The following is a 21,016-nucleotide window of genomic DNA, read 5'->3' as shown; positions in this document are numbered from 1 at the left end:
CGCGCCCGCGCATCCGGGCCGGGATTGTTCCATCTTGGATGGACGGCCGATAGGATGCCACGCATGAGCCCCGGATCCGCCTTCGTCCTCCCCGGCCTCCGCAGTCCGTTTGCGAAGATCGATCGCGAACTTTCGCGCCTCGACGGTCTGGCGCTGTCCGCCCCGGTCATCCAGCAGACGGTGGCGGGAGACGGGGGTCCGGGCCGCGAGAACGCGGGGCGGATCGATCTCTTCCTGTGGGGCGCGGTCATCCCCTCGCTCACGGTGAGCAACTGGGGCCGCGAGGTGTGGTTCGACGCGGGTCTCGAGGCGCGCGTCCCGGCCCAGGGCATCGTCCAGGCGTGCGCCACCTCCATCGCCGCCGCGACCCACGGCGCGGGTCAGGTGGCCGCGGGACGGGCGGACCTCGTCCTCTGCGGCGGCGTGGAATCGACGAGTCACACGCAGATCGGACTCTCGCCGGGACTCAGCCGGACGATCCGGCGCGCGGGGAGCGCGGGCAGCCCGCCGCGCATGGTGCGGACGCTGGCGGGGATTCGCCCCCGCGACCTCCGGATCTCGGTGCCGGCGGTGAAGGAGCGGACGACGGGGAAGACGATGGGAGGGCACGCCGAGGAGATGGCCCGCGAATGGGACACCTCGCGCGAGGCCCAGGACCGATTCGCGCTCGCGAGTCACGAGGGCGCCACCCGGGATGAGGGCGCGTTCTTCCGGCGGCTCCTCGTCACGCCCGGCACCTTCCCCGTCGATCGCGACACCCTCCCGCGCGCCGGGACGTCGATGGAGAAGCTCGCCGGCCTTCGCCCCGCCTTCTCCGGCTCCGTGGGAACGCTCACGGCGGGCAACTCCACGCCGCTGACGGACGGAGCCGCGGCGTGCTGGGTCGCGTCCGAGGCGGGACTCTCCTCGCTTCCCGACTCCCTGCCGCGGGCGCGCCTCCTCGACTGGCGGCAGGCCGCCATCGATCCGGACCGCGAGGGGCTCCTCATCGCCCCGGCCATCGCGATTGCCGAACTGCTGCATCGCCACGGACTCACGCTCGAGGACATCGGGCTGTGGGAGTTCCACGAGGCGTTCGCGGCGCAGGTCCTGTGCACGGTCGCGGCCCTCGAGGACTCGAGGTGGCTCGCCGCCCGTTCCTCCGTGAAGGACGGCCTCGGCGCGTTTCCGCGCGACCGGATCAACCCCAACGGCGGGAGCGTCGCGCTCGGACACCCGTTCGGCGCCACCGGGGCGCGCATCCTCTCCCAGACGGTGCTCGAACTCGCGGAACGGCCGGCCGGGACGCGGGCGATCGTCAGCGTGTGCGCCGCGGGCGGCCTCGGCCACGTGGCGCTCCTGGAGGCCGTTTAGCGAACCATTCGCCGCCTGCCGCCCTCAACTCGGCAGGCCGCGGGGGAGTTCCCGGCGGCGGAGTTCGAAGGTCAGGCCCAGGAGCGCGGTGAAGAGGACGAGCGCGTTCGCCTGGTGCAACGCGGCGAGGGGGATGGGGACGAAGAGGAGCAGCGTCGCGACCCCCAACACCGCCTGCGCCCACGCCGTCGCGAAGCCCGCGTGCGCCCACGTCCTCGCCGGGGCCGGGGCGCGCCGCGCGCAGGTCCACCACAGGGCCGTCACGCCCGCGAGCAGGAGCAGGGCGAGGATGCGGTGGTTGAACTGCGCCGTCGTACGGTCCTCGAAGGGGCTCAGCCACCAGGGGGACGCCCCGAAGAGGTCCGGGGGGATCCAGCCGTCCCCCATCCTCGGGAACGTGTTGTAGACGAGCCCCGCGTCCAATCCGGCCACGAAGCCGCCCGAGAGCAGCGTGAGCGCGGCGAGACCGAGGATCACCGCAGAGCCGCGGGGGAGGCCGGCGGAGCCGCGGGGGAGGCCGGCGCCCCCTGTGGCCCCTGGGTCCCCGTCGTCCGCCGCGGGGCGCAGCAGCGAGAGCGCCGTCCAGAGCGTGAGGGCGTAGACGAGCACCGCAAGCGAGAGATGCGCGGTCAGGCGGTAGGGACTCACGCGGGGGATGTCGACGAGCCCGCTCTGTACCATCCACCAGCCGAGCAGCCCCTGGGCGCCTCCCAGCGCGAGAAGGAGCAGGAGGCGCGGGACGAGAGACGGCGGGATCATCCGGCGGAGGAGGAAGGCCGCGAAGGGGATGATGAAGACGAGTCCGATCACGCGCCCGAGAAGCCGGTGCGCGTACTCGAACCAGAAGATGCGCTTGAACTCGGCCAGCGACATCCCGCGGTTCACGAGCCGGTACTCCGGAGAGTCGCGATAGGCGGCGAACTCGCGCTCCCACGCCTCGGCGCTCATCGGAGGAACGACGCCGCTCACCGGCTCCCAGTCGACCATTGACAGGCCCGATCCGGTCAGGCGCGTCACGCCTCCCACGACGAGCGTCGCCGCGACGAGAGCGCAGCCGACCAGGAGCCAGGCCGCGATGATCCGGGCGTGGCGTCGGGGCATGCTCTGAAGGGAAGGCGATGGCATGAGGGGTTCCGGGGTGCGTTTGCGCCGGTTTCGTAACCCGTGCGAACTTCGGTCCCTCCCGGAGTCGCCGGGGCGCGGAAGATAGACGGGGACGGTGGAGAGGCCAAGCGCGATGTCGGACTCCGGACGACGCGGCAGATCACGGATTTCGCTGTTCGCCGTGAAGCGGTTGGCCCCCCGGCTGCGGGCCCACCGGCCGGCTCTCGTCGGCGCCGGGGTCTGCCTCCTCCTGAGCACGGCGATCGGGCTCGCCTTCCCTCTCATCGTCCGCTACCTGATGGACGCTGCCTTCGGCAACGGGGACGCCGCGCTCCTCGGCACGATCGCGCTCGGGCTGCTCGGACTCTTCGCGCTCCAGGGCGTGTTCAACTTCGGCGAGACGTACTGGCTGGGGGCGACGGGCGAGCGGGTCGTGACGCAGTTGCGCGACGAACTCTTCTCCAAGCTCGTCGCGCTCTCCCCCGGCTTCCACGCGGGCCGAACGAGCGGTGAACTCACCTCGCGGCTCGCCTCGGACTGCTCGACGCTGCAGCAGATCATGGGGCACCAGATCGCCGAACTCGTGCGGCAGGTGCTCTTTCTCGTCGGCGCCGCGATCCTCCTCACGCTCCTTCACTGGCAGCTGATGCTGACGACGCTGACGGTCGCCCCCGTGGTCGTACTCGCCGGCTTCGCGCTCGGCCGCCTGCTGCGGCGCCGGAGCACCGAGGTGCAGGACCGTCTCGCCGCGGCGCACGCGGTCGCGGACGAGGCCTTCGGCCAGATCGAGGTCGTGCAGGGGTTCGGGCGCGAGGAATGGGAGCGGGAGCGTTACCGCGCCGGGATCGGCACGGCCCTCGAGGCGGCGCTCTCGCGGGCCGTGGTGCGCGCGCTGCTCTTCGGCATCCTCACGGTCGTCGCCTTCGGCGGCATCGTCGTCGTCCTCTGGCAGGGCGGACGGCTCGTGATGGAGGCGCAGATCACGGCGGGACAGCTGGTGTCGTTCCTCCTCTACGCCTTTTCCGTCGCGGCGGCGATCATGGCGCTCGCGTCGCTGTGGGGGTCGTACCAGGAGGCGCAGGGCGCCGCGCGGCGAGTCTTCGATCTTCTCGACCGCGAGAGCGACATCGTGGACCCGGAAGCCCCGGAATCGATTACGGGAGAAGGACCGCCGGAGATCGCCTTCGATGGCGTCTCGTTCCGCTACGGGGAGGACGAACCGTGGGCGCTGGAGGGGATCGGGGCGACGATCGCGCCCGGAGAAGTCGTCGCGCTCGTGGGCCCGAGCGGCGCCGGGAAAACGACCTTCGCGTCACTCATCCCCCGCTTCTGGGACGTGACCGAGGGAAGGTTGCGCGTGCGCGGGACCGACGTCCGGGCCTGCGGCGTCGCGGAGCTGAGATCGCGGATCGGCATCGTGCCGCAGGACCATCCGCTCTTCGCGGGCACGATCGGGGAGAACATCGCGTACGGGCGGCCGGACGCGGACCGCCCGGCGATCGAGGCGGCGGCGGAGGCGGCGCACGCGCGCGAGTTCATCGAGCGGCTGCCGGACGGCTACGACACGCGGGTCGGCGAGCGCGGCGTCCGGCTCTCCGGCGGGCAGCGTCAGCGGATCGCGATCGCCCGCGTCCTCCTCAAGGGACCCGAAATCCTCATCCTGGACGAGGCGACGAGCGGCCTCGACGCCGAGAGCGAGGCGCTGGTCGAGGAGGCGCTGCAGCTTGCTTCCGCCGGACGGACGACCGTTATCATCTCCCATCGCCTGCGCACGGTGCGGCGCGCCGACCGGCTCTTCGTCCTGGATCGGGGACGCCTCGTCGACAGCGGCCCGCACGACGCGCTGATCGATCGCTGCGAACTCTACGCCCGCCTCTACGAGGGCCAGCAACTCGCCTAGCGGAGGAGGGCTTCGATCTCCGCCGTGAGGGATGCGGCGGTCTGGGGACCGAGGAGTTCCTTCCGGATCCATCCCTCCTGGTCCACGATCACCGTGGTCGGGAAGCCCACGGCACCGAAAGTCCCGACCGCGTCATCCATCCCCATCATCCAGTTCGGGTATTCGACGCCGAACTCCTCGAGGAAGGCGCGGATCTCGTCGACGTCGCCGGAATCGACGGCGAGTCCGAGCATGACGACGGGACGGCCGTCGTAGATGCGGGCCAGTTCCACGAGTTCCGGAAGCTCGTCGCGGCACGGGAGGCACCACGTGCCCCAGAGGTTCGCGACCACGACGTTGCCTCGCAGGTCGGGGAAGCTCGCCTCGCCGCCCTCCAGGGTGCGGAAGACGTCCTCGGGCGCCGGTTTCGCGCCCGAGGGCACCGCGTCCGTGTAGCTCACCGCAGCGCCGCCATCCGCCGCTCCTCCGTCCGCCGCGTCGCCGCCCGGGCCGCACCCGTAGCCGGCCAGCGCGAGGAGGGCGACTGCGCCCCGCCCGGTCAGCATCCCGCCGCCTCATCGGCGTTCGATTCCCCGCCGGCGTTCGATTCCCTGCCAGCACCCGGCGTCAGGACAACGCCGGGCAGCGCCCATGTCAGTTCGCCCTCGTCGACGACGAAGGTGCCGGCCACGAGCACGAAATCGACGCCCGACGGATACCGGTGCGGCTCGAAGAAGGTCGCGTGGTCCTGGAGTTCGTCGAGGTCGAGCACCGCGATGTCCGCAACGAGCCCCTCCCGTATGAGACCGCGGTCACGGAGGCCGAGCAGCTGGGCCGGCAGCGTCGTCATCGAGCGGACCGCGCTCTCCACCGACAGTACGCCCAGGTCCATTGCATACCTTTTGATCTTTCGCGGAAACGTGCCGTAGAAGCGGGCGTGCACGGGTCCATCGTCCGGGAGCGCGATCCCGGCGTCCGAGGCGGTCACGAGCCACGGGTGAGCCGAGAACTCCTCGACATCGATCTCCGAGAGGGAGAAGCCGCGCAGGCGGGCGCCGCCCGGACGCGTGCGGTACCCTTCGAGCTGCAGGCGGATCGCCACGTCCACGGGGAACGCGTTCCACTCCGCCGCCAGCTCCGCCACCGTCTTTCCCACGAGCGTCTCGTCGGGATGGTCCATGATGACGAGGTTCTCCGGCCCGCCGCGGCGTCCGATCTCGTGGGCGATGTCGAGCCGCACCTCTTCGCTCCGCAGGGGATCGCCGAGCGCTTCCGTGAGCCTCGAGGCGTAGTCGACCGCCTCCCGGCTGCGCGGGCCACCACCGAATCCGCCTCCGGGGAAGATCCAGCGGGGGAGGAGTACCGTGTTCCCGTCGCTTCCCGTCGTGTTGTACGGGTACTGGTCCGCCCAGATCGGCACGCCGCGCGCCCGGGCCCGCTCGATCAGGTCCACGAGCGCCCGACCCGCTCCCCAGAAATCCGAGCCGCGGGCCTTGATGTGCGTCGCCACCGTCGTCACGCCCGTGCGCTCCGCGACTTCGATGTCCTCGATGATCGTCTCGATCATGGTCGGCGGCCCCGGATCGTCCTGGCTGGGCCAGAACCACATCGGCGTCATGCCGGAGCTGCGCTCGTGCACGATGTAGAGGCCGCCCCCGCGGCCCGCCGCCTCCACGAGGGGGAAGAGTTCGGAGGTCTCGCTCCAGATCCCGGGGAAGTACTCGAGCCCCGCGCTGAGGCCGTACGCGCCCTCGGCCATCCCCTGCTCCACGAGTGCCGTCATCCGCTCGACTTCGGCCGGCGTTGAAGGGCGCATGACGTCATCGCCGAGCGCCATCGCGCGGATCGTGTTGTGCCCGACCATGAGCGCCGCGTTGGGCCCGTGGCCGCGCGACTCCAGCCGTGCCCGCTGATCGGCGATCGGCCACGGCGACCGGCCGTCCTGGTTCACCACGACCGTCGTCACGCCCTGGCTCACGAGGTTCGGGGCGGCCCGGCGGCGCGCGCCCTCGCTACCGGCAGCTCCCGCCTCGTCGAGTCCCTGGTCCGCGTGCGAATGAATGTCGATGAATCCGGGGACGACGTAGCGGCCGTCGAGTTCGATCACGCGGCCGGCCGTGGCGTCGGCGAGGTCCCCAACCCGGACGATGCGTCCGTCGCGGATTCCCACATCGGCGCGGAACCACGGATTCCCCGTGCCGTCCAGTACGCGTCCGCCGCGCAGCAGGATGTCGAATGCGGGCTCCTGGGCGGCCACGGTCGCGACGGGCAGGAAGCCAAGGACGGCCGCAACAAGGAGCATGCGAAGGTCACGGCGTTTCATGATCGCTCCCTCTGTGAGAGATCCGAGGTCGTGGGCCGCAAGCTACGACAGGTCGCACACGGGTCCAACCGGGCGGTTTGGCGGGCGGCGCGCGACCGGGTAACATCGGCGGGCCATGAACAACCTTCTTCTGCGCGCGCTCGCGCGCGAACCTGTCGAGCGGACCCCGGTGTGGTTCATGCGGCAGGCGGGACGCTCCCTCCCCGCCTATCGCGAACTTCGGCGCGCGCGCGGGTTCCTCGACCTCGTGCGCGACCCGGAGGCGGCGGCGGAGGTCACCCGACTCCCGCTAGAGTACTTCGATGTGGACGCGCTCGTCTTATTCATGGATCTGTCGACGCCGTTCGAGGCCGCCGGGATCGAGATCGAACTGAGGGCGGGCGTCGGGCCCGTTCCCCTGCCCCCCTGGGGCGGCCTCAAGGATGTGGACCGTCTGCGTCCCTTCGAGCCCCGGGAGCGACTCGGCTTCGTGCTCGAGGCGATCCGCCTCCTCGCCGCGGTCGAGGAGCGCCCGATCCTCGGCTTCGTGGGGGCCCCCTTCACCCTGTGCTCGTACCTCACTCGCGGCACGCGCGACAGCCGGCTCGCCCAGCTTCGGGCCTTCATGCTCCGGTCTCCCGGACTCTGGGACCGGCTCGCGGGGTTCTGGGCCGAGCACCTGGCGGAGTTCGCGGTCGCGCAGCACGAGGCCGGCGCCGGCGCGATCCAGGTGTTCGATTCCTGGTGCGGCATCCTCGATCCCGACACCTACCGGACACACGTGCTCCCGTACTCGCGCCGTCTGCTGGAGCGGCTCCGCGAGAGGGGAGTCCCCACAGTGCACTATGGCGCCACGCACGCCGCGGTGGCGGAGGCGGGAGGCGATGCGATCAGCGTCGATTGGCGCACGCCCCTCGACGAGGCATGGGAGATCATCGGCCCGGAGCGCGCGATCCAGGGGAACCTCGACCCGGCCTGCATTCTCGCGGGCGAGGAGGCGGCGCGCGCGGGGACGCGCGACGTGCTGCGGCGTGCCGGCGGCAGACCCGGCCACATCTTCAACCTCGGGCACGGCCTCAACCCGGACTCCGATCCGGCGGTGATCGCCGCCGTCGTCGACGAGGTGCGGCGCTGGAGTCCGCCGGGAGAAAGCCGCTGAGGACGTTCCCGGGGGAACGCCGGGAGCCGTGACAGGATTCTATGCGTGCGCGGCGAGGTTCTCCGCCACCGACTCGGCTTCGGCGATTCGACTCGAGATGCCCAACCGTCCCGTGTAGCCGGCGGCGAGAGTGATACCGGGAGGAAGATCGAGGCCGTCCAGCGCCGTCCACGAGCCGTCGTACGCCGGGAGGCGCGGCCGGGCCGTGCAGACCGGGGCCGCCGCCACCCCGTGGATCGCCTCGTACTCTTCGGCCGCGGTCCGCTCGACTCGGGCCGCGTCCCACGCGGCGGCACCGGGGTCGAGGCCGCCGCCCAGGTAGGCCGTGCAGAGGCCGTCGCGCCCGAACAGCGAGGCGTTCCACGTCACACCGCGCGTACGCCACCGTTCCCCCAGCGCGACCTGGAACCCGAACCCTTCCGGCGCGCTCTCCACCTCCAGCGGCACCACGGCCACAGGGTGATACCGCAGCCCCGCGAGACGGTCGGCGGCCGCGGGCGCAGCATGCCCCAGAAGGTCCGCCGCGGCGGGCGCCGGGGTCGCGATCGCCACGTGGTCCACGGTTTCGGAGTCCGGGCGCGCCCCCCCGAAGCCGATCTCGAACCGCCGACCGGAGCGGCGGATCTCCTCGACCGGAGCGGACACGCGGACCCGTTCCGCATGCCGCCGCGCGATCGCGCGCGGGAGCGTGCCCATGCCCTCCCGAAAGGTGAAGGCGGGCGGGGCGGCGTCGGGCTCTCGGCGCTGCGCCGCGGCGAGCAGGCTGCGCTTCACGCCCAGCGGCTCAAGGAACATCGGAAGGACCCGCGCCGCCGGCATCGTCTCCGGGTCGGATCCGAAGGTCGCTGAAACGAGGGGGCCGAAGAGTCGGGCGTACGCCTCGCGGCCGAGCTTGCGGCGGAAGTAGCGGGCCACGGACTCCCCCGGCCGAATCCCCCCGGTGAAGGGTTCGAGGGCGGCGCGGACGCGCCCCGCCGGCGAGAGCAGATCGCCGCTCAGGAGCCCGCGCGGCCGGGTCGGCACGACCCGCAGGCGGCCGCGTGCCCAAATGAACAGCCGCGCTCCGGGCCGCGCCTCCAGGATCTCGTCTCGAAGCTCCAGTTCGTCGACAAGGCGCCGCACCGGAGGCGAAAGCCGCGTCCGCTGGGGGCCGAGTTCGACGACCCGGCCGTCGTGGCTAGAGGTGCGAATCACCCCGCCGACGTCGTCGGCTCCCTCGAAGAGGATCGAGTCGACGCCACGCCGCGCCAGGGCGTGCGTGAGCGCCAGCCCCGTGATCCCTCCGCCGATGATTCCGACCCGCATGCCTCCCCCTTCCGACTCCGCGCTGGGAGGCGGCAACGTCCAAGCCTTCCCCGGCGCGGGCAAGCGGGGGACCGCGCCGATATGTTCGAGCGATGGCGAACTCCGAACCCCGACCCGCCGTCCTCCTCCTGAACTTCGGCGAACCGAGAGGAGGGGATCCGGGCGCCGTCACCCGCTTCCTGGAGCGGATCTTCCTGGCGAACGCCCGGCTGGAGCCGCACATGGACGTGGCGGCGGCCCGTGCGCGAAGCCGCGAACTCGCACGGCGGCGGACGCCCGGTCTGCTCGAGGTCTACGAGAGGATCGGCGGCTCACCGCTCGACCGTCAGGCGGAGGCGCAGGGTACCGCGCTCGAACGGGCGCTGAAGGCCCGCGGCCACCCGATGAGCGTGACCGTGGGGATGCAGTTCACCGAACCGTCGATCGAGAAAGCACTGCGCCGCCTGCGAGAGACTGGGGCCACGGCACTCGTGCCCCTGCCCGTGTACCCCCTCTGCGGTCCCTCGACCACCGTGGCGGCGCTGGACGAGGTCGAGCAGGCGCTCGAGCGGATCGGATGGCGCCCCGAGGTGCGCGGCGTGACCGGGTGGCATCGTCATCCCCGCTACGTACGCCTTCGCGCCGACGCGATCCGCCGCACCGCCGCGGAAGCCGGCTGGAGCCTGGCCGACTCGGGCGTCCGCCTCGTATTCAGCGCCCACGGCACCCCGCTTCGGTACATCGAAGAGGGCAGCCGCTACGTGGAATACGTCGAGGAGTGGTGCGCGACCCTGGCTCGCGCGCTCGGCGTGGAAGCGTGGACGCTCGGCTACCAGAACCACTCGAATCGACGGATCGAATGGACGCCGCCGGACATCGAGACGGCGCTGGAGCGCCTCCCGGGCGTCGCGAAGATCCTCGTCGACCCCGTCAGCTTCATGCACGAGCAATCCGAGACGTTGATGGAACTGGACGTGGATCTCGCCGGGCACGCCGCCGGATTTGGCCTCGAGTTCCGCCGCGTCGGCATACCGCACGACGATGGAGCGTTCGCCGAGGTGCTGGGCGACTTGGCGCTGGCGGCGCTGGGCCTCGACCTCCCGGACCTGCCTCCGCGGACTTCGTGCCGGTGTCGCCCGGGAACGGCCGTCTGCTTCAACGGTGAGCCGGTCGCCTGACTTCCGCCGCGACGCAGGGGCCCCCCGCAACGCAGCCGGCTGTCGAACCTTCGCTCAGCTCTCCGGGCTCGCGGTCAGGTCTTCGATCACGCGGCCGCCGACGCTGTCCACCTGCCCGCGGATGACACACGCCAGCATGTCGGCGGCTTCGCGCAGCATCGACGCCGGTTCCCGCCGGTCTCCCTCGAAACGCACGACCTCGCCGAGGAAGATCCCGACCAGCTGAGTGGACCCGGAGTCGCCGCCGCCCGCCTTGATCGCGTCGTCGTACGCCGCGCCGGGGACGCTGGCCCTCCACGGCTCATCCCGCTCGGATCCGCCGGGCGACGCCCTGTCCATCGGCACGAGCGCGAGAAGGCTGCCCTCCATGCCGGGACCGCCCTTCCGGACGTTCAGCGCGAGCGAAACCGGCCGGTCGAAGAGGTCCATGTCGAGGAAATCCTTCACGCTGTCGTGGGGGATGGCGCAGCGCCCGATCGGCCGGTCTTCGTGAAAGGTCCCGATGCAGATGCTGCCCCGGGGCGTCAAGTGGTGCTCGACCGGCCGGACATCGAGCTTGAGAGGGGTGGCGGTGCCGACGAGGACGTGTTCGCGACGGTTCTCGGCTTCGCGCGACGGGGGGAGCATGTCTCCGAAGAACAGTGTCGTCATCCCAGCACCTCCCGGTCGGTCGCAGCCGTCTTTCCTCCCGAGCACCGATACGCGATCACGCCCCGCATGTTCCAATGTCGCCCGCGCGGGCAGCGCGCGATAGTCTCACCGCGCTCACGCGCCCCGCCCGCGCACCCGATGGCGTACGAATCGAATACGGAGAGTGTATGACCCGCGGCTTTCTCGACGTCATGGAGGCGTGGGACGGCGAGTCCGTCGTCACCGCCTTCGACTCCGCCACCGGCGCCTGGATCTTCGTCGCCCTGCACGATACGCGGCTGGGGCCGGCCGCCGGAGGCACCCGGATGACCTCCTATCCCGCGCCCGTGTACGGCCTGATCGATGCCATGCGCCTCGCCGAGGGCATGACCTGGAAGTGGGCGGGCGTCGGCATTCGGTACGGCGGCGGCAAGGCGGTCATCGCCGTCCCGGAGGATCTGGGCGACGTAGCCCGCGCCGGCCTGATCGATCGCTACGCGGCGCATCTCATCTCGCTCCGGGGCGCCTTTCAGACCGGCGTGGATCTCGGCACGACGCCGGAGGACATGGCCCGGATCGGAGCCATCTCCGGGCACGCCGTCGGCCTGGTGGACGGGAAGCCGGGCGATCCGGGGCCGTATACGGCGCGGGGCGTGCTCGCCGGGATCCGGGCCGCGCTCGAACACCGGTTCGGCGAGGCGGACTTCGGCGCCCGCTCGGTGCTGATCCAGGGGCTCGGCGACGTCGGCCTCCCGCTCGCCGGGCTCCTGGCCGAGGCCGGGGCAACGCTCTACCTGGCAGACCTGCGCGAGGACGCCGCCGAGCGGGCGCGGACGCGCTTGGGAGGCGTCGTCATTCCCGCCGACGAAATTTGGGATGTAGATGTGGACGTGTATGCGCCCTGCGCCGTCGGGGCGACGCTCAACCCCGACACGATCCCCCGCCTCCGGTGCCGGATCGTGGCCGGTTCCGCGAACAACCAGCTCCTCTCGGAAACCGACGCGGAGGGACTGCACGAACGCGGGATCCTCTACGCCCCCGACTACGTGATCAACGCCGGCGGCGCGGCCGCCTTCGCCGCCATCCACGGGGGCGAACGGGACGAGGCCCGGCTCCGGGCCCGCGTCGATGAGATCGGGTCGTCGCTGCGAGAGATATTCGAGGAGGCGGCCGCCGCCGGAGAATCGCCGCTTCATGCGGCCCGCCGGCGAGCCCGGCGGTTCCTCGACGCCGGCGGCGGACCGTCCCCCGGCGCCGGTTAACCCCCCGGCGCCCGCCCGCTAGCGGCGGGAGGCGATGCGGTCCAGCGGCTTCTTCGTGATCTCCGGGACGAGCGCGTCGTCTGCGGGATAGCCCACGACGAGCAGCAGGAAGGGCCGTTCGTTGGCGGGGCGGTCGAGGACCTTGTTCAGGAAGCCCATGGGGCTCGGCGTGTGGGTGAGGGTGGCGAGCCCCGCGTGGTGCAGCGCCGTGATGAGGATCCCCGTGGCGATGCCGACGGATTCCGTCACGTAGTAGTTCTTGAGCTTCTCCCCGTCGCGCACCTCGTAGCTCTCCGCGAAGATCGCGATGAGGACGGGCGCCGTCTCCAGGAACGGCTTGTGCTCGTCCGTTCCGAGGTGGGCGAGCGCCTCCAGCCACTCGGCCGGCGCGCGGTGCGCATAAAAATCACGCTCCTCCTTCTCCGCCTCCGCGCGGATCCGGCGCTTCACCTCGGGATCGCGCACGACAACGAAGTGCCACGGCTGCCGGTTCGCGCCGTTGGGAGCCGTTCCCGCCGCCTCGATGCAGGCGTCGATGACCTCCTCGGGGACGGGTTCGTCCGAGTACTCGCGGACCGTCCGGCGGCGTCGCACCTCATCGCGGAAGGCCCGCGCGCGGCGCGCCATCTCCGCCTCGTCGCGCCGCGTGAACGTCGTCAACGGCACCGGGCGGTACGCACCGCCGTCCGTCATCGGACCGACACGCGAGTCACGGGACCGCAGCGGGACTCAGCGAATCCCGACGAGGCCCCGCGTCGCCTGAACGAGCTCGCGGGAATCGTATCCGACGCCGTCCTTGAACACCCAGCGGACCGCGCGAATCGCGCTCGGATCGCTCCCGGGATCGCCGTTCAGCACGATGAGATCGGCGATCTTCCCGGCTTCGACCGTGCCGAGTTCGTCGTCGACCCCGAGAATCCTGGCGCCGTTGGCGCTCACGACCTGCACAGCCTGCACCGGGGTGAGTCCGGCCTCGAGCAGAAGCTCGAAATTCCGCTGGTTCCCGAAGCCGGGGAGCGCGCCGCCGTTGCCCGTGGGATCAACGCCCGCGGCGAGCAGGCCCCCGGCGTCGACGAACGCCTTCTCGAAACGCAGTTCGTTCCGGAAGTTCTCGGGATCGGGTCCCATCTCCTGGATGCGCCCCCGCTCGTCCAGGTACGCTTCCCGAAGGTCCGGAGCCATCAGCTCGAGCGTCCGCTCATCCACGACCGCGCGGTCCGGGAAGAAGGCCTCGTAGACCGCGAGCGTGGCGGTGAGACCCACTCCGGCCTCCACCATCGCCTCGATCGTCTCCTGCGCGATCGGCCCCGTGGGGTCCGAGCCGCCGGCCCGCTGCATGATGTTGCCGGGACAGCGGTCGGGCTCCTTCTCCGGCACGAAATCGGACGCCGTGAGCATCCCGTGCTCGAGGTTGTCGATCCCGAGCGCGACGGCCTCCTGGAAGCTCACCGAGCACAGGTGTCCGGTGACGCGGAGACCCAGACGGTGCGCCTCCTCGATCGCCGCCCCGAGTTCGGCGCTCCCGATCGACGTGTACGCCTTCACCCACGTGGCCCCCTCCTCCGCCCAGTACTCCACGAAGCGCCGAGCCTGCTCGGGGGAGGTCATGCGGGCCTGGTGGGGCGAGCCCGTCGAGCCGGTGATGTACGGCGCCGTGATGTGGATGCGGGGGCCCGGTGAATCGCCGCGGTCGATCGCGTCCTTCAGGTGGACGTCCGCGTAGGGGGTGAAGCTCCCGGTCGTGCGGATCGTCGTGACGCCGGAGCCGAGGTAGAGCCGCGGCGCGCTGAAGCCGAGCTGCACGCGCCGTCCCCCCACGGAGGTGTAGAACAGGTGGTCGTGCATACCGACCATCCCCGGGATCACGGTGTGGCCGCCCAGATCGTGACGGTCCGCGCCCTCCGGGACGGCGACGGACGAGGCGGGGCCCAGGGCGGCGATCCGCCCGTCGCTCAGCAGCACCGTCTGATCCTCGAGCACCGGCCCGCCGGTGCCGTCGATGACGCGGACGTTTTCGAGCGCCACGACCGGTCCCTCCACCGCGACATAGGCGCGGGTCTGCTCGGACAGCCGGTCGTAGCTCTGCGCGGCGGCCGGGGCGGCGAGCCCCGCCCCCGCGACGGCGAGCCCGGCCCCCGTGACGGCGGCGATGGCGAAGGCGGAAATCCCGGTTCGGGCACGGCGATATTCGGTCATCGGATCCCTACCATTCCTTTCACGGAGTCGATCAGCTTCTCCGAGTCGTAACCCACGCCGTCCTTGAACACGACCGTGACGTTCCTGATGATCGCGGAGTCCGATTCGAGATCGCCATCGAGCACGATGAGGTCCGCGAGCTTCCCGGCCTCGATCGTCCCTAGTTCGTCATCCACGCCCATGATGCGGGCGCCGTTCGCGCTCACGATCCGAACCGTCGTCGGGGCATCGAACCCCGCCTCGACGAGAAGCTCGTAGTTGCGCTGGTCCCCGAAGCCCGCGATCGCGCCCCCGATCCCCGTCGGGTCGACGCCCGCCGCGAGCACGCCCCCGGCCTCGACGAAGCCGCGCTCGAACGCCATGTGCTTCTGGAGGTGCGCTTCCGTCATCGGCCAGTCCGGGTTCGCCTCGATCGCGTCCACCGTCTCGAGGTAGTCCTCCCGCACCTCGGGAGCCATCGCCTCGAGCGTCCGCTCGTCGAAAACCGCCCGCCCCTTCGTCATGGGCTCGATCACGGCCATCGTCGAGGTCATTCCCACGTCGTTCTCGACCATGGAGAGGATGAGCGCCCGGGCGGTCTCCCCGCTCGGGTCCCCCTCCTCTCCGACGGTGACCATGGAGTTCGGCGGACACTCGTCGGGCCGCTTGCGCGGGTCGAAGTCAGTCGCCGTCCCGAAGCCGTGCTCGATGTTGTCCATCCCCATGTCGACGGCTTCCTGGAAGGTGATCGAGCAGATGTGGCCCGTGACCCGAAGGCCCTGCGCGTGCGCCTCCTCGATGACGGCGGCGAGTTCGGCGCGGCGGATCGTCGTGTACGCCTTGATCCAGGAGGCGCCCTCCCCGGCCCAGTAGCGGACGAAGCGGCGCGCTTCCTCGGGCGAGTTCACCTGCGCCATGTCCCCGAGCGCCGGGTTGGGTCCGGTCACGTACGGCGCGGTCACGTGCATGCGGGGGCCCGGCGCGAGCCCGCGTTCGATGTTCGACTTCACGTTGAGGTCCGCGTAGGGAGAGACGCTGCCCGTCGTGCGGATCGTCGTGACCCCCGCCGCGAGATAGAGACGCGGGGAGGAGATGTTGCCCTGGGCCATCCGGCCCCCGGCGCCCATGAAGAACATGTGGTTGTGGAGCCCGATCATTCCCGGGATCACGGTGTGCCCCGGCAGTTCATGGACCTCGGCGCCCGACGGGATCTCCACCGAGCCCGACGGACCGACCGCGGCGATGCGGTTCCCCTCGATCACGACCGTCTGGTTTGTCCGGCCGGCCGCGCCGGTCCCGTCGATGACCTTCACGCCGACGAGCGCGACGATCGGGCCGGCGATGGATACGAACTCGGAAGTCGCGTCGTCGAGTTCGGCCGCGGACTGCGCGGGCAGGTGGACCGGGGCGAGAAGGGCCGCGAGCGCGACGGGGGCCGCGATGAACTTTCTCATGGGAGACTCCTGTGAGTTGGGCCGTTCGGGGCCCAAAAAACCTACCGCGTCACGGCTCCACCGTGAACACCATCTTCATGCCCGCCTCCAGGTGCTCGGCGATGTGGCAGTGCAGCATCCAGTCGCCGGGGTTCGAGAGTTCGAGCAGGAGGTCGAGCGAACCGCCCACCGGGACGACCGCCGTGTCCTTCCAGGCGAGGTTGTCGTGCGCCACGCCGTTCGTGGCGAGGACGAGGAAGCGCTGGCCGTGGATGTGGATCGGGTGCTGCATCTGGTGCAGCGTCTCCCGGCGGCTCCGGATCCTCAGCTTGACGATGTCGCCCACGCGGAAGCTCCACCGGATCGCCTCGTTCTCGAGCCCGGTGGAAGGTTCGCGCAGCGTCCACGACACGTTTTCCGGCGTCGACATCAGGTTCATCATCGGCATCGTTCCCGACCACTCGATCGGGTGGAAATACGCCGAATCCACCTGCATGAGACGCTCGACGACGAGCGGGAGGCCCTGCGTCGTCATGTCGAGTTCCAGCTCGAGGTTCACCGGCCCGTCGAAGAGGGGGCGGTATGGCGCGATCTCGTCCTGCGCGCGCCCGTTCCCCCGCAGCGCCTCGAAGGTCGCGGTCAGATCCGGCGTCGCGTCCGCCGCACCGACGCGGATGACGCCCAGCGTGTCCTCCTCCGGGAAGAAGGCGCCGTTGATGTGGTCGATCCCCTGCACCCGGTTCAGCAGCGGAACCTCCCCGCTCTCGGGGAAGGCGACGTGCACGATGTAGCGCTCCGCCGGCGCGATGACGACGCTCTCGACCCACGCCTCCCGCTCGAAGTTGCCCACGTCCGTGCCCACGAGCTTCATCGGCGCCCCGCCGAAGGAGAGGTTGAAGGTCCTCGTGTTCGACGCGTTCGTGAAAAGGAAACGGACGACGGACCCGCGCTCCACATCCAGGGCGTAATCGGGCTCGCCGTTCACCAGCATCGTGTTGCCGAAGCGGCCCATGAGCGCGTGCGTGGCGCGCTCGAGTCCGAAGGGGACGATCCCGTGCTCGCCCATGAGGAGGTCGTCGAGCATCACGATCTCCTCGCGGTGAACGGGACCGAAGTAGTCCGGATCTTCCGAGCGGACCATGATGTTGCCGGCGAGTCCCAGCTCCTGCTGGACGTCCTCGCGGTGATGGGGGTGGTACCAGTAGAGGCCGGGGTCGGGGAAATGCAGGGTATAGCGGAAGCTCCCGCCGGGGAGGACCACGTCCTGCGTGAGGCCCGGGACGCCGTCGAAGCGGTTGTCGAGCCGGAGTCCGTGCCAGTGGATCGCGGTGGGCCAGTCGATCCGGTTCGTGAAGTCGATCGTGACGGTCGCGGCCTCGGGGACCCGGAGGAGGGGCCCGGGGATCTGCCCGTTGAAGCCGTAGCCGAGGAGTTCGCGGCTCCCGATGCGGTGCCGCACGTAGACGGCGTCGAGGGAGAGCGCATCGCCATCGCCGAGTTCGATCAGCTCGCGCGGGCGCGAGTCCACGATCTCGCCTTCCCAGCCGTCTCCCGGCAGCCAGGGCTCGACGTCCGGCCGAAGCTCCATGAGGGACGGGAGCATCATGACCCCGTCGGGCATCGGCACACCGCCCCACGCGTCGTCCATCGCCATCTCGCCGGGGGGCGTCCGCGAGGCGCCGAGCGCGAACTCGAGGAAGTCGGCGGGCTGCATGCGACTGGAAGGCGACTGGGCGCGCAGCACGTACGGACCCGCCGGCTCCGCGTCCGCCCCGCCGGTGGCACCGGATTCCGCGCCGGGCTCTGCACCGGATTCCGCCGTGACCAGGATGAGGAACTTGTTGAACGCGACCTGCCCCACCTCGACGCTTCCGCGCGCCGGGACCTCTCCGAGCCGCTCGACCGGCCACAGCACCTGGGTCGACGCCCAGGCAACGTAACGGTCGTACGGACCCAGCGTGGAGGGCGGCGGGAGGTCCGTCGAGATCACCGCGTCGTACAGGAGCCGGCCGTCCGGCGTTACCCCCATCGAGAACGGTCCCGGCGGGCGGCGGAGTTCGACGGTGCCGGTCGCGCCGGGCACGCGGGGCGTCGGAAAGAGGGACATACAGTACAGGTCGGGGTTCGCCGCGCCCCCCGGTTCCGCGCCGGGCGTGCAGGCGGCGGCCTCCTGTGGCGGCGGCATATCCGGGGGCGCGCACGCCGACAGCCAGAGCGCCCCGCCGGCGACGAGCGCTGCGGCGGCCCGGACGGCGCGCGGCCCGGAAAGGCGCCGTCCGGATGGGAGCCGCCCGGATGGGCGCGGGGCGCCGGAGGTCACTGGGGTCACTGGAGGGCCCGCGTGCGCCCCCCGTCGACGGCGATGGAGACGCCCGTCACGTAGCTGGCGCGCTCGGAGGCGAGGAACGCCACGACCGCGGCGAACTCGCGCGGGTCGCCGAGACGATTCGCGGGGATCGCGGCGTTCCACCCCGCTTCCACCTCCTCCGTCGAGATCCCCGCGGTTTCGGCGCGCACGGCGGCCAGTTCCTCCAGCCGCGCGGTGCGCGTGAAGCCCGGGAGCACATTGTTAACGGTGATGCCGAACGACGCGACCTCGTTCGAGAGGGTCTTCGCGAAGCCCGTCACGGCGGCGCGCACGCTGTTGGAGAGGATGAGGCCGTCCACCGGTTCCTTCACGGCGACCGACGTGATGTTCAGGATCCGCCCCCATCCCCGCTCCTTCATGCCCGGCAGAACCTCGCGCGTGAGATCGAGGGCGCTCTCCAGGTTGAGGCGGACGGCCGCCTTCCACGCCGCCCGGTCGTGGTCCTCGAACTTTCCCGCCGGCGGCCCGCCCGCGTTGTTCACGAGGATGTCCACGCGTCCGAAGCGGTCCATCGCCGCGCCGACCAGACCGGCCACATCCGCGGGATCCGACAGATCGGCCGGGATCGCGACGACGTCGCCCGGCCCCCGTGCGTCCGCGGAGGCCGCGGCCTCCGCGAGCGCCGCCTTCCCGCGCGCGCACATGAGAAGATGCGTCCCCTCCGCCGCCAGTTCCTCCGCCACGGCCCGGCCGAGACCCTTCGACGAGGCGGCCACGAGGGCGACGCGGCCCGCGATCCCCAGATCCATCAGTCGTCCGCGTCGTGGAAGTAGGAGTCCGTCCCGTCGAGCCAGTCCGTGCGGGGAGGACAGAAGATGTCGAGATCCAGCGTCTTCTCGAGCGCGATGGCCTTGTGCGGGACGTGAGAGGGAATGTGAAGGATCTCGCCCGCGCGCACGACGACCTCCTCGCTCCCGTCCTCACCCAGCCAGAAGTGCAGCGCGCCTTCGAGGATATATGTGAACTGTTCATTCTCGTGCGAGTGCGTGGGGACGACCGCGCCCTCCTCGAGCAGCACCTGCGCGATCATCGCCCGGTCTCCCGTCACCATGCGCCGGCCCAGCTGCTCGGTCACGCGTTCCCAGGGCAACGCCTCCCAGCGGAAGTGCCGGGGCTTCGCTTCGCTCATCGTTTCCTCCTCGCCTCGCGGGGTAAGCTCGCGGGGTAGCTCCCGGACGCTGTGACCGGGGGTTGTAGAGTGGACGGACGATGTGCCGCCTACCGATTCGCGGCAAGCGTCCAGGCGACGCCCGCGCGAACGTTCCAGTCTCCGCTCATTTCGGTCGTTCCGTGCCCGAGCGCGGCGTCGATCGCGACCGGTCCCCGTCTCCACTCCACCGTGGCCCGCAGTTCGCCGAGGTTGCCGGTGCCGGGCGGAGAGATGCTTCTCGTGCTGGCCCGCCCCCGGGTCCCGACGGACAGTCGCCAGCCCGGTGCCGCGTCCCACAGGGTCTCGAACGCCCAGGCGAACGCATCGTTCTGCTCGAAAGGCTCGGCCGGCACCTCCAGGATGGAGACGCCGAACCACCCGGTCGCGCGCCAGCGGGCGGAGGCCCAGGAGAAGAGAGCCGCCATCGTGACGTCCGTCGTGTTCGTGCCGATTCCCATCGATTCGTCGGAGTTCGGCAGCTTGACTCCCAGGTGCCCGCCGGCCGAGAAGCCCCCCGGTCCCCTGAGTGGGACGATCGAGATGCCGATTTCGAAATCGCCCACATCGCGCGTCGTCCCGTCTCGAACGGAGGGGTCGAGCGCGATGGCGGGCGCCCGATCCCGCGCCTCGATCGAGAGCACCTTCCGGACCGCCCCCTTCAGTTCGGCGACCGCGTGCGGCCCGATCGCCCAGGCGGCGTGGAGCACCGGGAAGGCGGTCAGATCTCCTCCGTGTCCGGCCAGCGGGAAGGCGGCGTTCGTCGTGCGGGTGAAGCCGACGCCGATCAGGGCTTCGCTCCGCTCCAACCCCACCGGCTGCACGAGCGCGTCGCGCTTCAGTTGCGCCGCCGCCGGCGCGGGGAGGACGATGCCGAGCGCCGCGGCCACGAACGCGGGCCGAAACGCGGCCGGAAACGTGGCCGGACATGACGAGAGCCCGACGCGTGGACGCCGGGCTCTCGGGAACTGCGGCGAAGCGGACCGCCGGCCGGGAGCCGGCCGGCCGGTACGACTCAGTTTCGAGCCGCCTGCATGATGTCATCCACGTAGCCGTCCAGTCGCGCCATGACCTCGATCGTCTCGGCCTGCGTCCCGGCGTTGGCCAGTTCCCTCGCCAGACTGAGAAGCAGTCCGCGGACGGCGGCCGCGTCCCCCATCGATGGGACCTCGGCCACGGCGGGCGCCGGCGCGGGCTCCGCCACGGCCGTCGCGGCGGGCTTCCGCGCCCGCGGGGCGGGCTTCGGAGCCGGCGCAGCCGCGGCCAGGCGCCGTTTCACTTGGAGCGGGTACTTCGCGTGGAACTGTCGGGCCGACAACTCGGCGACGGAGGCGTCGATCTCGCAGGCGCCCTTGAACAACTCCGCGTTCTTGACGTCGGGGTTCCTCTTGAGCACGCGCGTCACGTACGCCAGAACCGCCGCACCCCCATCTCCTTTCGGGGCACGCGGCCGCCGCGCCGCTTTCGCCTTCGCCGGCGCCCGAACCTTCCTCCGCGGGGCGGCCCCCGCCAGGCGACGCTTGACCTGCAGCGGATACTTCGCGTGGAACTGCCTCGGGTTCAGCTTCCCGATGGCCTTGTCTATGAGTTTCGCCCCCTCAAAGAGCGTCGCATTCGAGACTTCGGAGTTCTTTTTCAACTCCTCCTCTATGAATTTCATGACGTTCTCGCTCATTGTGCCTCCTCCTGCAGACTTTTGCGCCCGACGATAGATGCCGGTGGTGCGCGCTTGTGGTGTGGTA

General features: G+C 70.9%; 18 protein-coding genes. 5 read left to right on the top strand and 13 right to left on the bottom strand.

All coding sequences use genetic code 11. From position 1 onward, the window contains the following. Positions 1-63 precede the first annotated feature (63 nt). A complete protein-coding gene (locus ACQY5G_RS11425) occupies positions 64-1,353 on the top strand; it encodes an acetyl-CoA C-acyltransferase (RefSeq protein ID WP_428274086.1) in 1,290 nt (429 codons plus the stop codon). 24 nt (positions 1,354-1,377) lie between these two features. Here the strand turns inward: ACQY5G_RS11425 and ACQY5G_RS11420 are convergent, their stop codons facing one another. Then, entirely contained in the window at positions 1,378-2,478 is a 1,101-nt protein-coding gene (locus ACQY5G_RS11420) for a COX15/CtaA family protein (RefSeq protein ID WP_428274084.1), read from the bottom strand. A gap of 112 nt (positions 2,479-2,590) precedes the next feature. On the opposite strand from ACQY5G_RS11420, the gene ACQY5G_RS11415 reads away from it, so the two are divergent. Then, a complete protein-coding gene (locus ACQY5G_RS11415) occupies positions 2,591-4,357 on the top strand; it encodes an ABC transporter ATP-binding protein (RefSeq protein WP_428274082.1) in 1,767 nt (588 codons plus the stop codon). On the opposite strand, the gene ACQY5G_RS11410 is transcribed toward ACQY5G_RS11415, so the two are convergent. Together ACQY5G_RS11410 and ACQY5G_RS11405 are read right to left on the bottom strand one after the other, a co-directional pair. Next, positions 4,354-4,902 carry a TlpA family protein disulfide reductase gene (locus ACQY5G_RS11410; RefSeq protein ID WP_428274081.1) on the bottom strand — a complete coding sequence of 183 codons (549 nt, stop codon included), beginning with the start codon at positions 4,900-4,902 and terminating at the stop codon, positions 4,354-4,356. The genes ACQY5G_RS11415 and ACQY5G_RS11410 overlap by 4 nt on opposite strands. Continuing rightward, a complete protein-coding gene (locus tag ACQY5G_RS11405) occupies positions 4,896-6,659 on the bottom strand; it encodes an N-acyl-D-amino-acid deacylase family protein (protein WP_428274080.1) in 1,764 nt (587 codons plus the stop codon). Before ACQY5G_RS11405 ends, ACQY5G_RS11410 begins: the two co-directional genes overlap by 7 nt. A 115-nt stretch (positions 6,660-6,774) precedes the next feature. On the opposite strand from ACQY5G_RS11405, the gene hemE reads away from it, so the two are divergent. Further along, positions 6,775-7,797 carry a uroporphyrinogen decarboxylase gene (hemE, locus tag ACQY5G_RS11400; protein WP_428274078.1) on the top strand — a complete coding sequence of 341 codons (1,023 nt, stop codon included), beginning with the start codon at positions 6,775-6,777 and terminating at the stop codon, positions 7,795-7,797. 39 nt (positions 7,798-7,836) lie between these two features. Here hemE and hemG read toward each other — a convergent pair whose 3' ends face one another. Next, on the bottom strand, positions 7,837-9,102 hold the full coding sequence (hemG, locus tag ACQY5G_RS11395; RefSeq protein WP_428274076.1) for a protoporphyrinogen oxidase: 1,266 nt from the start codon (positions 9,100-9,102) through the stop codon (positions 7,837-7,839). Positions 9,103-9,194: 92 nt separating this feature from the next. On the opposite strand from hemG, the gene hemH reads away from it, so the two are divergent. Then, positions 9,195-10,259, top strand: coding sequence for a ferrochelatase (gene hemH, locus ACQY5G_RS11390; protein WP_428274074.1), 1,065 nt, complete (start codon positions 9,195-9,197; stop codon positions 10,257-10,259). A gap of 54 nt (positions 10,260-10,313) precedes the next feature. Here the strand turns inward: hemH and ACQY5G_RS11385 are convergent, their stop codons facing one another. Further along, positions 10,314-10,910, bottom strand: a complete 597-nt coding sequence (locus tag ACQY5G_RS11385) for a hypothetical protein (protein WP_428274072.1) — start codon at positions 10,908-10,910, stop codon at positions 10,314-10,316. Between the two features lie 167 nt (positions 10,911-11,077). On the opposite strand from ACQY5G_RS11385, the gene ACQY5G_RS11380 reads away from it, so the two are divergent. Next, positions 11,078-12,151 (top strand): Glu/Leu/Phe/Val dehydrogenase dimerization domain-containing protein, encoded by a 1,074-nt coding sequence (locus ACQY5G_RS11380; RefSeq protein WP_428274070.1) that lies wholly within the window; start codon positions 11,078-11,080, stop codon positions 12,149-12,151. An 18-nt stretch (positions 12,152-12,169) separates the two neighbouring features. On the opposite strand, the gene ACQY5G_RS11375 is transcribed toward ACQY5G_RS11380, so the two are convergent. The 8 genes from ACQY5G_RS11375 to ACQY5G_RS11340 form a co-directional block, all read right to left on the bottom strand. Beyond that, positions 12,170-12,844 (bottom strand): nitroreductase family protein, encoded by a 675-nt coding sequence (locus ACQY5G_RS11375; RefSeq protein ID WP_428274068.1) that lies wholly within the window; start codon positions 12,842-12,844, stop codon positions 12,170-12,172. Positions 12,845-12,880: 36 nt separating this feature from the next. Then, entirely contained in the window at positions 12,881-14,347 is a 1,467-nt protein-coding gene (locus tag ACQY5G_RS11370; RefSeq protein WP_428274066.1) for an amidohydrolase family protein, read from the bottom strand. Beyond that, positions 14,344-15,780: an amidohydrolase family protein gene (locus tag ACQY5G_RS11365; RefSeq protein WP_428274064.1), complete on the bottom strand. Its 1,437-nt coding sequence runs from the start codon at positions 15,778-15,780 to the stop codon at positions 14,344-14,346. The genes ACQY5G_RS11370 and ACQY5G_RS11365 overlap by 4 nt, the downstream gene beginning before the upstream one ends. A gap of 49 nt (positions 15,781-15,829) precedes the next feature. Beyond that, positions 15,830-17,944, bottom strand: coding sequence for a multicopper oxidase family protein (locus ACQY5G_RS11360; RefSeq protein ID WP_428274062.1), 2,115 nt, complete (start codon positions 17,942-17,944; stop codon positions 15,830-15,832). A gap of 140 nt (positions 17,945-18,084) precedes the next feature. Continuing rightward, the gene (locus ACQY5G_RS11355) at positions 18,085-18,876 is read right to left on the bottom strand and encodes an SDR family oxidoreductase (RefSeq protein WP_428274060.1); all 792 of its coding nucleotides are present in this window, start codon (positions 18,874-18,876) and stop codon (positions 18,085-18,087) included. Beyond that, positions 18,876-19,256, bottom strand: a complete 381-nt coding sequence (locus ACQY5G_RS11350) for a cupin domain-containing protein (RefSeq protein ID WP_428274058.1) — start codon at positions 19,254-19,256, stop codon at positions 18,876-18,878. Before ACQY5G_RS11350 ends, ACQY5G_RS11355 begins: the two co-directional genes overlap by 1 nt. Positions 19,257-19,345: 89 nt before the next feature. Further along, on the bottom strand, positions 19,346-20,164 hold the full coding sequence (locus ACQY5G_RS11345; protein ID WP_428274056.1) for a hypothetical protein: 819 nt from the start codon (positions 20,162-20,164) through the stop codon (positions 19,346-19,348). A gap of 125 nt (positions 20,165-20,289) precedes the next feature. Beyond that, positions 20,290-20,949 carry a hypothetical protein gene (locus ACQY5G_RS11340; RefSeq protein ID WP_428274054.1) on the bottom strand — a complete coding sequence of 220 codons (660 nt, stop codon included), beginning with the start codon at positions 20,947-20,949 and terminating at the stop codon, positions 20,290-20,292. Positions 20,950-21,016 lie beyond the last annotated feature (67 nt).

The organism is Candidatus Palauibacter sp., assembly GCF_965261555.1.
Classification (GTDB): domain Bacteria; phylum Gemmatimonadota; class Gemmatimonadetes; order Palauibacterales; family Palauibacteraceae; genus Palauibacter.
This window is presented reverse-complemented; position numbering and strand designations above follow the sequence as displayed.